The following is a 13,689-nucleotide window of genomic DNA, read 5'->3' on the forward strand; positions in this document are numbered from 1 at the left end:
GGTCGTTCCGCAGCGTGGTGAAATGGGCTAATCTGGCCGGTCTGAACGATCAACTCTTCTGACGCTGACCATCATGCAGCTCGACATCTTCGCCGACAGCCGCGACGTCATGCTCCGCAACGATGTGCTCGACGCCCTCCAGCGGCGCGATGCGGTCTCTGCCCGGCAGGCCTGGCAGAGACTGGCAGGCGAATTCCCCGATGACGACACCCTGGCCGGGCTGGCGACATTGATCGATGTGCTCGACAGCGATGTCACCACGCCGTTCGTCGATCATCCGGCGCTGGCGGCCGCCTGTGGTCGCCTCAATGATGAGGTTGAACCAGCGGCGCGACGGTTACTGGGCGACGCGCCCGGACGGGCGTGGATGGCGTCATGCTGGCGGACGGTCGCGCAGCAGGCCGCGGCCCTGCCGTTTCGCGCTGAGGTCAGTGACCTTCACGCGGCGCCGCTCTGGCTGCGCGCGGGCGACTGGGGTGAGGCAGGACGGGCCGTCGAGCGGATCGAGTCGTGGCGCCGGATCCCGGCGCCGCTGACGTGGATGGCCGAGGTGTGGCATCGGGCGGGTGGCGTGGAATCTGCGTTGCCGTTGCTTACCGAACTGGCGTGGCTGTCGCCAGGCCGCCTGGCTGATCTGTTGTACCGGCTCGGCGACGCGTCAATCGACACGTTGCGCAGAAAGTTCGACGCGAATTTCGAGGGTGCAGGGCAGACCGCCGACCTCGCGTGGTTCCCTGCGTGGGTGCTGATCGAAAAGCCAGGCCTGGCGCCGCTGCTGCGTGACGCGCAGCCGTCGCGCCAGACGGCCCCGGAGCGGGCGACGCGGCTGTTGCTGCAGATCCTCAGCCTCGAGCGGCAGGGCAACCAGCATGAGCTGGTTGAGCGCCGCAAGGCGCTGCGCGATCTGCATGCCGGCCTGTACGCCGCTTACATGAAGACGCGCTGACACGGCCTGCCTGAAGTTGATGACCCGTCCAACCGCTCACAGGTGGACTTTCCCGGCCCGGTTCCGACGCGGTGCGTCTGGCCGGAAATCTGCGCTGCCGATCCAGCGTCTCAAGGAAGTCGTCGCGGAAATCCGCAGGTCGCCCGAAGGGAGCCTGTTGTCGCGGCCGATGGCGCCGTGTCTTTGCTCGAGAAGCTTTCACCCGCACTCGAGCGGGTTGACAGTTCGTTCGGTGCACCCGGCACAGCCGTGAACCGTGCAGTCGACGCACCGGTACCAGTCATGGCCGGAGTCGATGCGCCAGCCGTCATGCGGGAACGCTGGATCGAGCATCTGTTCGATGCGCTGCAGAATGATCAGATGCCGTACATCGAGCGTCCCGGTGAGCGTTGGGGCGAACTGCGTGTAACGCCCGCGATGCCTCCGCATGGGCCCAATCGGTACGGTTAAGCGCAACGCGACGGCAGGCGGCATTTTTACGATGAACAGAAGTCAGTACAGGATTGACATCATGGAAGCGTACAACCCGGAGCGCGGGCCCGAGCCTGAATCATGGCTTGAACTTGACGAACAGGAGCGGATTCTTCTCATTGAAACCTGGCATCGCGTCGCCCGGATCAGGCTTCCCAACCTCACGGCACATGCCGCGCTACATGTGATCGTCGAAAACCAGATTGCCCTGGACCTTGAGCCCGTGGTCCGGGCGATGGATCGCCTCAGGAAACAGGGACTCACGCGACACGATGCTATCCACGCGATCGGCTCAGTTGTCGCAGAGCATCTGTTTGGCATTTTGAAGGCGGATCAGGACGATCATGCTGCTGCTTCGCAGGCGCGTTACTATGCGGCGGTGGAGCGATTGACTGCAGTGAGCTGGCGCAGAGGTGAGCAGTAATGCGGACACCACCGAAACTTCAACCCTGGTTTGATGCGCGGCAGCGTTTCAGGTTGAGCCATATTCATATCCAGATGGCTCGCGAACTGGGATTGAATCCCCGAAAATTCGGATCACTGGCTAACGACCAGCAGGAGCCGTGGAAGCGCCCCCTCGCCGAATTTATCGCGCACTGTTATAGCAAGCGCTTTGGTCGTTCGACCCCCGAACACGTGCAATCGCTGGAAGAAGTCGTGAAGCGTGCGGAACAGCGACGCAGCGAACGGCGGGAGAGAAAAGCCAGCAAAGCGGTTCCGCCAGCAGGGCCTCAGCGTACCGATAGCGGATCAAGCGGAAAGCTGCCTGACCTGCACGAACATGGCAGTGAATAGGTTCGAAGGGAATGGGCACGACGACCGTCTGGGTGGGCGATGTAGACCATTTGCGCCAAGGCTGCTTCCACTTTTACTTCCGAAACGCTTCTACTTTCGCTTCATTGCACGACGGGATTGCGGGCCGCGCTCGATGCGCGCTGCGCTCGTCGCACGAACGGCGCGGGTGGGGACGGGGATGAGGCCGAAGCCCGGCAGTGGCGCACCGCGCGCGCGGCGATCCTGCTGATGGGCGACTCCGGGCTGCGGCGCGACGAGGCGGCGCATGCCCGGCGTGAGGACCTGCGGCGTGAGGACCTGCGGGGTGATCTGCCTCTGTCGCCGCAGGGTCCGGAGGCGGCTGCGGTCTGGGCGTTGACGGTGATTGGCAAGCGCCGCAAACAGCGCACGGTACCGGTCAGCGCCGCCACGGTGCGCGCGCTGCGCGAACACTGGGCTGATCGCGGGCGCGATTTCGATGCGCCGCTTGACTCCGCGCCCCTGATCGTGCCGCTGGTGATTCCGGCGACCGGCCCGGCACTGGACAGACACGGCGGCGCCGTTGAGGCGCCGTATACGACCGATGCATTCGGGCATCTGGTCCGTCAGGCCATCCAGCGTGTGACCGTCGAGTTTGGGGGCGGGCGGACGTCCCGAAAGAACATCTGGTCCAGCTCGCGAATACCTCGGCGCACGCGTTCCGGTACACCTTCGGCACGCGCGCGGTCGCGCGCGACATGCCGGTCGACGTGGTGCAGGCGATCCTGGGCCACGCGTCGCTGCAGACGACGTCGATCTATGTCCGGGCGGAGCAGCAGCGCATGCTCGAGGCGGCCGCGCAGTATTACGCGGCGGATGACGGACAGGGCTGATTCCGGCAGCCCGGGCACCGGGCTTGCAGATGTAGATGCCGCGCGCGCCGGGGTCCAGGCAGGCCGGCGTGCGCAGGCGGCAGGGCGGTGCCGTCGGCCAGGCATCGCACCGGGCGCGTATCACGGCGCCGCTGAACAGCAGCGGGCGTCCCTTCATACCAAGGATTTCTCCAGCCAGTGAGGAAGTGCAAATGACAGTACACGCGATTACCGCGGTCCGGCGTGAGCAGGATTCGCAAAGGGTCACCCACGTACTCTGGGGGCAGGTTTCCGTGAGCGGCGAACAGTTTGAGGTCGCGCCGCACGAATCGCCGGTGATTGAAGTGGTCGACGCGCTGGCCAGAGGCGATACCGTGGTGACCGTCTTTCCGCTGGATGGACAACGCGTCGCGGGTCCGGAGGTCCGGCGCGTCGTGGATGAGGCGGGTCGCGAAGGGATCGAAACGGTGGCCGTGGAGTCCGGTCCGCGCCGAACGCTTGCGGACCTGCCGCGGCTTGACCACGAGTAGACGGGGCATCGCGCACGCCCAGGAAGGCCGTCTGGCGGGAACTGTCACGAAATCAGCCGATCCGGATTCCCGATCCTGGGGGGCTGCGGCGCGTTGCTGCCACGTATAGAGCAGAGCCCCTTCGACTGAAAATTCAGCCTGAAAAGGATGAAGGATTGACTAGTATGTATGAAGATACCCGCTCCCATGCACGCTGTGCCTTGCGTCTCCTGGCATCACCCCCCTCCCGATCGACGCATGCCCGCGAAGACGGCAACGCGGCGGCCGTGCAAGGACGGGTGACGCTGACGCGGACTCGAGCCGTTCCGGCATTCAGGCGGAACAGGCACTGTGCTGCGCGAAAGGCGGGCAGCGGCAGCCGGCTGCGAGTCAGACTCCAGTGTGCTGCGGGTCCCGGGCACCTGGTGAACATGGCCCGGGGTGGGAGTGATGCATGACGACGGTGCTGCTGGTGGACGACGAGCCGGAGACATTGGCTGCCTGGGAAATGTGCTGCGAGCACGACGGATACGAAGTGAAAGCCGCAGGCGATGGCCAGTCGGCGCTGGCCGCCCTGACGGCGAGCCCGGTTGACGTGGTCGTGGCCGACTGGCGGATGCCGAAAATGTCTGGCAGCACGCTCTGCCATCACATCCGGAACATCCCAGGTCTGGCCGGGACGGTTTTTATCCTGGTGTCGGCCGAGTCAAGTCCGCCAGCCTTTGTGCAGTACGACGGCTTTCTGCGCAAGCCCGTCGATGTGCCGGAGATGCTGGCGACGATGCGGCGCCTGCTCGCGGAGCACGCGGCCGACGGTGCCGCCGCGCAGGGGCACACTGCGCCGCGTCACTGATGCCGGGACCCGCAAGGTGTCCATGCCATCCCGGCGCAAACGCGCGGCAACCCGGCCCGGCAAAACCGCCGCGATGCTATACATCATATAATTGCTCTTAGGCGTCGGCTTACCGGACGACAACCATTGCTGCACGGCGTGCCTCATGCAGGCCGAGGCGCGGCAAACGCAAAAGGGGGGAGCGAATGCCTGCGACCGTCTTGTGGCGAGAAAGCGTCGCATTCCGTCGGCGCACAGCGCTCGAAATGGTATTGTTCGTCGCGGTGATCCTGCTGGCACTAACGGGGGGCTATCACATCGCGTCCGAACGGGCGCAAGTCCAGCAAAAGGCCGTCGCCCAGGACATCGCTGACTCGATCGACCGCATCGTCACCGATGCCCGCACTGACGAGCGCAAACTCATGAATCTGGCGGGACGGCCCTGTCCCGAGATCCAGGCGAACCTCACGCTCAAGGACGTGTTCATCCCCTATCGCGGGAGCGCGATGATGGTCCAGGATGGGAACGTGTACTGTTCAACCGTACTCGGAGCGGTGTCCATCCCGCTCGCCACCTATCTGGTTCCATCGGGCGATGCCCGGCAGATCGCCTTTCTCGGCGGAACGCGACCGATACCGGACGTGCCCGTCATGGCGATCTATGCTCCGGTCGACCACCGCCACGGCATCCTGTATATCGCGCGAGGGCGCGTATGTTGTGGACATCCTTGCGCGGGCAAAGGCGTCGGGCGCCAGGAGCGCGTCGGTCTCCGACGGATCGGGAGCCACCCTCACCAGTGACGGACGCTTCTACAAGACCACTGCCCGCGCCTCCAGCATGGGCGACATCCTCGTCCAGGTGCAGCGCGACGCCGACAGGCTGCGCACTGACCTGATCTCGACCGAGATTGTTGCATTGTTCGTGGGACTCTCCCTGTTCGTCGCACTGCTCGCCGGCTATATCGCTGGTTTCACGCCGCGTCAACGGCTGGAACGACAGGTCCGCGCGGGTTTGCGGCGCAATGAGTTTTACGTCGAATACCAGGCGATCGTCGACCTGAAAACCGGACGCTGGGTCGGCGCCGAGGCCCTGTTGCGCTGGAAACATCCGCGCCTCGGCCTGGTGATGCCGGGGAAATTCATCGGCGAGATAGAGACGACGTCCGTGATTGCGCCTTTAACGGATTTCGTGCTGTCCACGGCGCTGGCCGAACTGCAGGCCTGCGCCTTCCCGGACGGGTTCCGGGTGAACGTCAACCTGGCACCGAAGCACATCGAAATGCACTGTTTTCCGCACGATATCGGTTCAACGCTCAAGCGAAGTTCCTCCCGCTTTGAGGTCGTACTCGAGATCACTGAACGCGGGTTGCTGCGGGGGCTTGTGGCCAGCCATGACAATCTGATGAGCCTCAAGGTGCTTGGCGTCAAATTCGCTGTCGACGATTTCGGGACCGACAACAGCAACCTCGCGCTGTTGCAGCACTTCGCCTTCGACTACATCAAGATCGACCAGCGATTCACCGCCGGCGTTGCGAGCCACGACCGGCAGCTCGTTGAAAGCATTGCCTATCTCGCGAACAAGCTGGACCTCACCGTGGTGGCGGAAGGCGTCGAAGACGTCGAGCAGCGCGACGCCCTGAAGGAGATCGGCATCCGGTTCGCGCAAGGTTTTCTGTTTCAGCGGCCCACAAGTATTCTTGAGTTCGAGCGGATGTACCGCCATTCAACCCCCGCCATGTCGCAAGCGGTGGCGTCCTGACCGGCATGATCGAGGCTGGAATTGTCAGCGGACGACTCTACGGATCCATTCACCCGGCGGCCCGGCCGATCCCTTGCCTGTCTCGAACACTTCTCGCAACGCTTTTTCGGCCTGCTTCTCCGGAGTAAGTGCGTTGCGTACAGCCCAGCTGGCTATCCACCGCAGCATGATGAACTCCTCTCATCGTCAGGTGACATTCCGCCGGCTTCAAATCGGACTTTCACGCCGGGGGCGCAAAACGCCACTGTCCCGACCACTTCTTCATACAGCCACTGGTGAATCAGCGCTATCAATAATCAGGGAGTACCTGTGCGTCACACTGCGCGGTAGATCACGTTGTTGCGAAAAAATTTCCCACCGCCCATGCAACCGCCTTTTCCGCGTCTGCGGCGAGATCATATGGATACACCGTAACATGCACCTGGAGCAGCCACACATCACTTGTGCGTGGTGACGTCACTCCCTCGAGATGACGCGTGAGCAATCGACGAACGTATGCGCGCGCCCCTCTGCGTAACGCACTGCCTCGTCAGTGGACAAAAATTCAACCGACTCGGCAAAACGTGCAATCACGTTTGCTTGGATGAAGGGCTCCCGCTTATACACGTACCACGCGACTGCGTAACGCCGCTCGGCACCGTTGAACGACACGGATTGATTCTCCGTTACCTCGACGTAAACGCCGTGCCCCCGATACGGTTCGCAAGAATGGCCGTACATATTTCCTCCCCAGCGTCTGCGCACTGGACAAGTTAGGCTATGCAACAAGCATTCCAGGACGTTCGTTCTTTGCAGAATGCGCGCCTCGTGCTGCCCGCAATGAGGTGAGGACTTACGCGCCATGATCGGTCGGATAAGGTACTTCAGTTTGCCGTGGTCGGACGGCGCCTGCGCGAACCACTTCATCGCGTCGATTCGTTCAGTGCCGCGCCGATCGGCAGAATGCTCTGGCCTTGATTGGAGTTTGCAATCAGGTGCTGGGCAAAGAAAAAGCCGCTCGAAAGCGGCCCGCCGTGCCTTACCTCTTGTCGCCGTCGATCATTATGCGTACGGGTTGCTGGGCACGCGATGGAATTCTTCGATCATGCACTTTTTTGCGTCCGCGATCTCCTGGTGCAGGCACGCCAGCGTACGCCGCGCCTTCGTTGCGTCGACGCCCGCCGACCTCGCCGCGTCGATTCGCTCCTTTGCCCTAGCGACTTCGATGGTCAGCCCCCGACCCACTAGAGCCGCTCGTAGTTCAGGATCGACGGCCCAGAGCTTGCGCTAAAGCAGACATTCGGCGGCTGAGCGTTATGAAGCTTGTCGGGTCATCGATGAAGCATGTTCTCGTGCCATGGCCGATGCGTCGACATGATCGACGCTGTTTCCGCCATCGGTGTAAGAAACGAGCTGCACGCTGTTCGCGATGCGGCCAGGGTCAGAATGAACTGATTAGCTATGGAGTCTTGTAAGCAGGTCTGCCACCCCTGCACGGGTGGCAACTTCCCAGATATATCCGCGCGAATAATCGACGCCCACCCGCCGATGAAGCGCGGTGCGCAAACGCGCGTTCGTCCAGTGATCAGCCTCTATGCCGTGTGCTCGAGGCGACTGCCTGAGCGCCGCGGTAACCCATGCCAGCGTTTCGTCATTGATCGCGGAACGCCTCTTCTCCGGGCGCTGCTTCGGCGATCGCATTCGGTGGTCCATTCCAAGCTTCTCGACGACAGTTCTCACGTGTCCACTGGAATGGTAAACGCCAAACTTCTCCTTGATCAGCTTTTGAACATCCCCGCTTCTCCAGAGTTCGGTTTCATAGCCATGGGCCATGGGGCTGCCCTCCAATACCGCCCGTAGCCACTCAAGAGCTTGGGGGCCAAGCGTAGCCTTGCGCCCGGATGACTTGATCTGTTCAACAGCCTGAACTCCATCAGCAACTACCATTGATCTGTATTTTGTAATGGTGCGCACGCTGATGTTGAGCACTTTCGAGACGCGCTCGGCACTGTCCCCATCCAGCAACATTTTCGCAGCAATCTTTCGGCGCGCGGCATAGACGTCGCTCTGCGATCTGTGAGCGGTAGCAGGCGACGCCTTTTCTGAAGTTGAATAGGTGAGTCGGTATGCGAGGCCATAGCCCCGAACAAGGTGGCCAACATGCGAAGCTGAAAACTGGACTCCGAATCGTCGAAAGATCAATTCGCGCAGTTGGCTTATCGTCCAGGTCGGCCCTGGATAGCCGTGAAGTCCAGGTGAGTGCTTGATCGCGCTAACGAGCCAGCTTTGCGAAGCATCATCCAGTCGCGGGACATTCCCGTGAATACGAAGGCGCGCAAGAGCCTCAGGTCCGCCCCTTTCTATCACGTCCTTATATTTGCTCACGGTCGGAAGACTCAGCCGGGCCTTCCTGGATACGTCGCTAACCCCTTGACCATTTAACAGGAGCTCAGCAGCGAGAGCCCTACGGCGCGCGAGCGGAGCGTCGTCCATATTTTTGCTCATCGTCCTTCGGGGAATTGGTTTGGTGGTTATGTCGCTCTGGCATTGGCAATATTTATACACGATTTCCGACGACCGTCGAGACGGGAATCGGCGTAGCGCCCAGCGCTATTTCCACGGCCTTGACCAATATGGCGTCGTTGAATGGTTTTCGCAGATAGCCTGCAGCGCCTGGCGCAAGAGCCTTCTCGCGAACGGCGGGATCGTCGCGCGCGGTGATGAAGATGACGGGCACGCCAGTCGGGGCAAGGCGACGCTGTGGCTCCAGCCCGTTGATTCCCGGCAATTCAAACGATGGTAGGGGTATCGCCTAATGCGTATCAGCGCACAGAAAATCATTGGCAAATGGGTATTGTTGATCCACGGCATGGGGGAGTCTTTGCCGTGGCCTGAATCGGGCGCGCTACTGCTCGCATAGATTGCAGCGCGCAATCGGACAGGCGACCAATAATCACACGCCCGCTTTGACCGGCACGACAAAAATGAAACGGGGACCAAATCATGAAACATGAAACCCTGAAGGGCATCGCGCAGTTGCAGTCACGGCAGCGTGAGCGGCTGGCTGAAGACGCCACGCGCACCCTGCGTGACAGGAACCTGACGCTCTCACAGCGCGAGTTGCTGGGTCGCATGCGCCTCGCGCTGATCGACATCGACGTAGGGACGGTGTTCGGACAGGATCAGGAGAACTACGTGTCGCGTTACGTGTACGAGGCGGTTCAACAGGTGCTTAACGATATCCGGCTCGTGCTGCTCGAATACGGCTGTCCGCCGGAAGCTACAGTGACCGACTGGCTGCGCGAGCGGCTTGAGGCAACCAAATGAAAACCGACAGGTACAGCTCGGCGATTATGTCGGTGCCAACCTGCGCGCGAAAATGCGCGTCGAGGTGCATTACCGAAGCGAACCGGTACGGCGCAAGCATCGGGCGAATGCTGCGCAAGGTGTGTGACCGCACACTGCTCCCGAAAAAGCTCACCTTAAGGCCTAATGCCGTTCAGTTAAGGTCCTTTTTCAGGAATCGAACGGTGTAACGGAAAGGTCTGGATTTAACGGCCCGTGATCAGATTAACCCGCGAGGCCGCCACCACGCGAAAATGATCGAGTTTTCCTCCACGGCAGCCTCCCCAAGTTGCACGCTCTCGTTGACATCCGCCGTCGATTTCAGGGAAACCGCCTCGGTCACCACGTCGATGATCCTCGCCTTCGATACGATCTTCGCCTCCAAATTAATTGCTTGATGGTCGGCGCATGCGCACTTGTCGATCCACCGGTTCCGGCATTGGATGCGTACACAACTAGCAGCGGCGCACGTACACCAAGGCGGCCTTGGCGACCACGAAGGAAGCATTGGACCGGCTGGAATACCCGGAATGAGCGACGGCAAACAAATCGGAGTGTGCGAAACCCAACTGATAATCCATGCCACGCGGAGCTAAATCTCCATTGAATTCCGATGGTCGGGTAACAGCGGCAGACGCCGAGGACGGCGGGCCGCTTTGGATCGACACACGCAACTGAACGAGCGGTCTGTAGCACCTCGTTGAATGCGCCATATATAAATAAGGACAAGGGGACAAAAATGCGCACAGGCCCCAAAGCCAGCACAAGAGTCCCGTCGTTATCGACGGCCGCTTTTCTCTCAGACGCAATCGCGCGGCATATCGTCAAACATGGGACGCGCCCGCTGCGCATGGAAATCTCGCCCGAAACAAGAGCGGACGTGCCGCGGGAATCCGACACGACGCCGATCAGCCTCGTGGGATTTCATCAAGACGGCAGTCGAAAGGAGACGTTTGACGGCGTACCCCTCACGGTCGTCGCTGGAGCGATGCCGAAACTGGTCTGCCAGACCGGCCTCGTAGAAGATATGTGATCCACAGCCGAGCAGCGTGAGTTGTGGCGCGAGGTGGGCCTTCTCAGGCGGCGATAGTTCAAGGGGAATGACAGGCGCAAGACCTGCCAGATATGGATTGCTACCATTGCTGTAGCAAATCTGTAGCGCGCCAAATTTCCCTCTTAGAGCATCAGCCGACTCTTACACAGTCCCGGCTAGCGCGCTCATCCGACGGCAATCGGCCACGAACGGAACTCCGCAGCCTGTTGCCACAGCTGACGTCAAACGCATCCAGCTGCAGCAATAGGCTGTCCAGCCCGCAAAGCTGAGCTCGAGTCAGCTGAGGTGCGTCCAAGAGTCTATGGAGCCGCCAGCGCCAGTACTGCGCAGGCAGTATAGGGCCAAAGGGGCCACCAACCAGCGACGGCATCATCACCCGCGCAAGATGCGCGATCTCCCCATCAATCAACGTTTCCATAGGCCACCCCATGCACCTGTTTACGGCTGCTCGAATGGCCAATGGAATATTTATCTGATCAATACTATGTCGGTTTTCGCTGCAGGGCAATTTATTTTGAGGGAGGTATTTCCCGGCGTGAGGCAGAACGGCTGTGTCAAACGAAGTAAAGTTGAGACAAATTTGCTACTAAAGTCGCAACCTCGGCGCGTAAAACGCTGTGTCGCATCAATAACTCGTTCAGTAGCAAGCATTTAAATTAACGAACTATTGACGTAAAGTTGCAACCCCTACCGGGGTGCCGTCTGTCAAGACCGTCAATTCGGATAGTCGATTCTAAGCAGAGGCGTGGTTGTATTCGAGCACAGCGTCGCCAGATCGCAAGGCGTACAAGCCTCCGCAGATAGTTGCCCCGGAGACGCGTGAAGAGCCTGATGCACGACCATGCGAAGCTGATCTCGCGAGGATTCGATAGGCAGAAGATCATCTGGTCCCTGCGGGTTTTTTATTGGTGGAACGGTAGGGCGCTCAGCAGGCGATCCAGCGAGGGCAGCGGCGATATGGACGCGATCCTTTGACGCATGCAAGTGAGATGCCGTACAGCTGATCGACCCGCCAAGTGTCGTTGCGCCATCGCTGCCAATGTCCCGTGCCCTGACTACATCTGATCGCTGTAGTGGCCTGGGACATCGATCTATCGGGAATTGGAGCTTGTCGCTGAATCGTTCGGAGCCCGTCGCGCCTGCTATATTGTTCGCATGCCAAAAAATGATCGAGGAACCGAAGTAGACGGGTCTTGAAGTAGGGCAGACCACGAGCAATCCATGAAAATAGACAGCGACTGCGGGAGAAAACGTGAGACGGGTTCGAGACAAGCTCTGGTTACTACAGTATGTCTTCGCAGCTACAATGTTGCAACTTTAGTTCAATTCCCGTGAGTGTCGCGACTTTAAGTCAATTGGAATTGACAGAAACTTGCAACCCGCGATGAGGTGGTTCGTTGTTTGGTTGTTTGGAGCGGGTTTCCGGCCACCGAGGGGGTTGCATCTTTAGTTCGATTGACAATCACACAAGCATAGTGCGTTCGCGCCTCCCCCGACTTTCATCCACTCCCAGCGAGATTGGACACCGTTAGCGGAATTAACGAACCTCAACAAATGGCCCGCCTGCGGTCAGTCATGGGGGGCGCTGTTCGCCACCGGTTTCAACCTGCGTCTTGAGCTTCTGACTTGTATGAAACGTGACGACCCGGCGCGCCGGGATGTTTCCTGATGGGGCCGTAACTCCGGCCTTTCGCCGGAGATTCAATGAAAAAGACAATCGCCGAGTTTGTTGCGCCGATCATCGGCGCCACAGTCGCTGCTTTCGTCGCAGGATGCAGTAGTGACGATGCGCCTTCCGCTCAGGACAAAGGCGCAATTGCTCCCGCCGTGAATGAGAAGCTTGCGTCGATGCGCGCGACGTCACCAGATGCGGCTTCTTGCCCACGCGGGTTTTGGACACCATCCCTGAAGCTTGGTCTCAACTTTGCAACACGTCGGTCCGGCTCTCAAAAACCTCCGGATGCAAACTCGCCCAGTGAAGCACACGATTGCGATCAAATCGAATATCCGAAGCTGCGCTAACAGTGCCCCCAGCCTGTTTCGTAACTGAAACGTTTTTGCGGCCTCCAACCCCACCCGACGCGCAATCAATGACGACGTCCCCCGCCGGTGCACGCGGCAGATCGGGTGGCACGCCAATTGCATTCTTCATCACTCGAAAATGAAGTCGCAGCACATTGACTGCACACGACGTCGATACGAGTCAGCGGAAACGACAAAACGTCGGGCGAACACAAATAGTGCAAAAAGCAATTAATCAACGAGCTCTTGACCAAAGCTTCTAATCCGGGGGAACCATCATGATCGCCGCGACTGCCACTCCTGCTTGACAGATAGACGGTTCGCTTGCATTTCGATGCAACGGCCGCCTTTCGACATGCACGCGTTACGCATGCATGCGGCGGGAACCTCCCGTAGTTTTCTGATAGCTCTGCATATCGGGGCTCGCGCGCGCCTGCAGGCTGCGCTCGCAACTACTTCATGGACTTGAAAGGGGGTGATCCGCGAAGAAGACGTCTTTTCCAACGTTGTTCCTAATCGTCATGGCCTGCGAGGGACCGCCAAGAAATCACGGATCAGTGAAGGCGTTGTCTCGACGGGTTATGAATCTCAATTCCTTAACGGGGTTTGACAATGAAAAAACTTGCTCTGATGCATGCCGCGATTGCGGCGGTGTTCCTGTCGGGCGCGGCCGGCGTATCGGCCGCTTCCACCACCACGACGTTTGGTGTTTCGGCGACGGTCAACGCCTCGTGCGTGATCGACTCGGCCGACGCGCTGACATTTTCGGCATTCATTCCGGGTAGCGGCGCGCAAGCTGCTACGTCGGCCGTCAAGGTCCGCTGCACGAACAACACTGCCTTCAATATCGGGCTCGATGCCGGCGGCAGCGCGGGTGCAACGGTGGCCAGTCGCATCATGAAGAACGGTACGAACACGCTCACTTATTCGTTGTACCGGGACTCGGGCCACCAGAACGTGTGGGGCAATACTGTGAACACTGACACGCTCTCCGGTACGGGCGCAGGCATGGCGAGCGCGAACACGCTCACCGAAACCGTCTATGGCCAGATCCCGGACCAGCCCAATGCAGTCCCGGGCGCCTACGCGGACACCGTGACGGTTACCGTGTCGTTTTGAAAGACGGGGGGCGCGGCCGGCGCTCCAGC

17 protein-coding genes are annotated in these 13,689 nt (G+C 60.3%); 13 read left to right on the forward strand and 4 right to left on the reverse strand.

The window, feature by feature from the left end; genetic code table 11:
• Positions 1-73 precede the first annotated feature (73 nt).
• The 4 genes from GNZ13_RS44475 (at position 74) to GNZ13_RS44490 (ending at position 2,212) form a co-directional block, all read left to right on the forward strand.
• A complete protein-coding gene (locus GNZ13_RS44475) occupies positions 74-946 on the forward strand; it encodes a hypothetical protein (protein ID WP_172177013.1) in 873 nt (290 codons plus the stop codon).
• Positions 947-1,123: 177 nt separating this feature from the next.
• Positions 1,124-1,396, forward strand: coding sequence for a hypothetical protein (locus GNZ13_RS44480; protein WP_172177016.1), 273 nt, complete (start codon positions 1,124-1,126; stop codon positions 1,394-1,396).
• A 61-nt stretch (positions 1,397-1,457) separates the two neighbouring features.
• A complete protein-coding gene (locus GNZ13_RS44485; RefSeq protein WP_172177018.1) occupies positions 1,458-1,841 on the forward strand; it encodes a hypothetical protein in 384 nt (127 codons plus the stop codon).
• Positions 1,841-2,212, forward strand: coding sequence for a hypothetical protein (locus GNZ13_RS44490; protein ID WP_172177020.1), 372 nt, complete (start codon positions 1,841-1,843; stop codon positions 2,210-2,212). Before GNZ13_RS44485 ends, GNZ13_RS44490 begins: the two co-directional genes overlap by 1 nt.
• Positions 2,213-2,302: 90 nt before the next feature.
• On the opposite strand, the gene GNZ13_RS44495 is transcribed toward GNZ13_RS44490, so the two are convergent.
• Positions 2,303-2,788, reverse strand: coding sequence for a hypothetical protein (locus tag GNZ13_RS44495; RefSeq protein WP_172177022.1), 486 nt, complete (start codon positions 2,786-2,788; stop codon positions 2,303-2,305).
• 140 nt (positions 2,789-2,928) lie between these two features.
• Between GNZ13_RS44495 and GNZ13_RS44500 the strand changes: the two genes are divergently transcribed.
• From GNZ13_RS44500 to GNZ13_RS53175, 5 genes are all read left to right on the forward strand, one after another.
• A complete protein-coding gene (locus GNZ13_RS44500; protein ID WP_328807388.1) occupies positions 2,929-3,063 on the forward strand; it encodes a hypothetical protein in 135 nt (44 codons plus the stop codon).
• Between the two features lie 191 nt (positions 3,064-3,254).
• Complete coding sequence (locus GNZ13_RS44505) at positions 3,255-3,572, forward strand: hypothetical protein (RefSeq protein WP_172177024.1); 318 nt, start codon at positions 3,255-3,257, stop codon at positions 3,570-3,572.
• Between the two features lie 433 nt (positions 3,573-4,005).
• Positions 4,006-4,404, forward strand: a complete 399-nt coding sequence (locus GNZ13_RS44510) for a response regulator (RefSeq protein WP_172177026.1) — start codon at positions 4,006-4,008, stop codon at positions 4,402-4,404.
• A gap of 185 nt (positions 4,405-4,589) precedes the next feature.
• Positions 4,590-5,183 (forward strand): CSS-motif domain-containing protein, encoded by a 594-nt coding sequence (locus tag GNZ13_RS53170; RefSeq protein WP_236002460.1) that lies wholly within the window; start codon positions 4,590-4,592, stop codon positions 5,181-5,183.
• Entirely contained in the window at positions 5,101-6,141 is a 1,041-nt protein-coding gene (locus GNZ13_RS53175) for an EAL domain-containing protein (protein ID WP_328807389.1), read from the forward strand. The genes GNZ13_RS53170 and GNZ13_RS53175 overlap by 83 nt, the downstream gene beginning before the upstream one ends.
• A 1,434-nt stretch (positions 6,142-7,575) precedes the next feature.
• On the opposite strand, the gene GNZ13_RS44520 is transcribed toward GNZ13_RS53175, so the two are convergent.
• The gene (locus GNZ13_RS44520; RefSeq protein WP_172177028.1) at positions 7,576-8,625 is read right to left on the reverse strand and encodes a winged helix-turn-helix domain-containing protein; all 1,050 of its coding nucleotides are present in this window, start codon (positions 8,623-8,625) and stop codon (positions 7,576-7,578) included.
• A 52-nt stretch (positions 8,626-8,677) separates the two neighbouring features.
• Positions 8,678-8,857: a response regulator gene (locus GNZ13_RS44525; RefSeq protein WP_328807390.1), complete on the reverse strand. Its 180-nt coding sequence runs from the start codon at positions 8,855-8,857 to the stop codon at positions 8,678-8,680.
• Between the two features lie 266 nt (positions 8,858-9,123).
• On the opposite strand from GNZ13_RS44525, the gene GNZ13_RS44530 reads away from it, so the two are divergent.
• Positions 9,124-9,447 (forward strand): hypothetical protein, encoded by a 324-nt coding sequence (locus GNZ13_RS44530; RefSeq protein ID WP_172177030.1) that lies wholly within the window; start codon positions 9,124-9,126, stop codon positions 9,445-9,447.
• A gap of 238 nt (positions 9,448-9,685) precedes the next feature.
• Here GNZ13_RS44530 and GNZ13_RS44535 read toward each other — a convergent pair whose 3' ends face one another.
• Entirely contained in the window at positions 9,686-9,850 is a 165-nt protein-coding gene (locus GNZ13_RS44535; RefSeq protein ID WP_172177033.1) for a hypothetical protein, read from the reverse strand.
• Between the two features lie 465 nt (positions 9,851-10,315).
• On the opposite strand from GNZ13_RS44535, the gene GNZ13_RS44540 reads away from it, so the two are divergent.
• From GNZ13_RS44540 to GNZ13_RS44550, 3 genes are all read left to right on the forward strand, one after another.
• A complete protein-coding gene (locus tag GNZ13_RS44540; protein ID WP_172177035.1) occupies positions 10,316-10,498 on the forward strand; it encodes a hypothetical protein in 183 nt (60 codons plus the stop codon).
• A 1,725-nt stretch (positions 10,499-12,223) separates the two neighbouring features.
• Positions 12,224-12,541 (forward strand): hypothetical protein, encoded by a 318-nt coding sequence (locus GNZ13_RS44545; RefSeq protein WP_172177037.1) that lies wholly within the window; start codon positions 12,224-12,226, stop codon positions 12,539-12,541.
• A 612-nt stretch (positions 12,542-13,153) separates the two neighbouring features.
• Positions 13,154-13,660 carry a Csu type fimbrial protein gene (locus tag GNZ13_RS44550; protein WP_172177039.1) on the forward strand — a complete coding sequence of 169 codons (507 nt, stop codon included), beginning with the start codon at positions 13,154-13,156 and terminating at the stop codon, positions 13,658-13,660.
• Positions 13,661-13,689: the final 29 nt, after the last annotated feature.

This window comes from Paraburkholderia elongata (assembly GCF_013177735.1).
Classification (GTDB): domain Bacteria; phylum Pseudomonadota; class Gammaproteobacteria; order Burkholderiales; family Burkholderiaceae; genus Paraburkholderia; species Paraburkholderia elongata.

Bases quoted from the DNA above. Each gene is read 5' to 3' on its own strand.
- GNZ13_RS44490 (WP_172177020.1), top strand. From the start codon at position 1,841: ATGCGGACACCACCGAAACTTCAACCCTGGTTTGATGCGCGGCAGCGT.
- GNZ13_RS44510 (WP_172177026.1), top strand. From the start codon at position 4,006: ATGACGACGGTGCTGCTGGTGGACGACGAGCCGGAGACATTGGCTGCC.
- GNZ13_RS44475 (WP_172177013.1), top strand. From the start codon at position 74: ATGCAGCTCGACATCTTCGCCGACAGCCGCGACGTCATGCTCCGCAAC.
- GNZ13_RS44500 (WP_328807388.1), top strand. From the start codon at position 2,929: ATGCCGGTCGACGTGGTGCAGGCGATCCTGGGCCACGCGTCGCTGCAG.
- GNZ13_RS44540 (WP_172177035.1), top strand. From the start codon at position 10,316: ATGGAAATCTCGCCCGAAACAAGAGCGGACGTGCCGCGGGAATCCGAC.
- GNZ13_RS44545 (WP_172177037.1), top strand. From the start codon at position 12,224: ATGAAAAAGACAATCGCCGAGTTTGTTGCGCCGATCATCGGCGCCACA.
- GNZ13_RS44505 (WP_172177024.1), top strand. From the start codon at position 3,255: ATGACAGTACACGCGATTACCGCGGTCCGGCGTGAGCAGGATTCGCAA.
- GNZ13_RS44520 (WP_172177028.1), bottom strand. From the start codon at position 8,625: ATGAGCAAAAATATGGACGACGCTCCGCTCGCGCGCCGTAGGGCTCTC.
- GNZ13_RS44550 (WP_172177039.1), top strand. From the start codon at position 13,154: ATGAAAAAACTTGCTCTGATGCATGCCGCGATTGCGGCGGTGTTCCTG.
- GNZ13_RS44495 (WP_172177022.1), bottom strand. From the start codon at position 2,788: ATGCCCGAATGCATCGGTCGTATACGGCGCCTCAACGGCGCCGCCGTG.
- GNZ13_RS53170 (WP_236002460.1), top strand. From the start codon at position 4,590: ATGCCTGCGACCGTCTTGTGGCGAGAAAGCGTCGCATTCCGTCGGCGC.
- GNZ13_RS44485 (WP_172177018.1), top strand. From the start codon at position 1,458: ATGGAAGCGTACAACCCGGAGCGCGGGCCCGAGCCTGAATCATGGCTT.
- GNZ13_RS44530 (WP_172177030.1), top strand. From the start codon at position 9,124: ATGAAACATGAAACCCTGAAGGGCATCGCGCAGTTGCAGTCACGGCAG.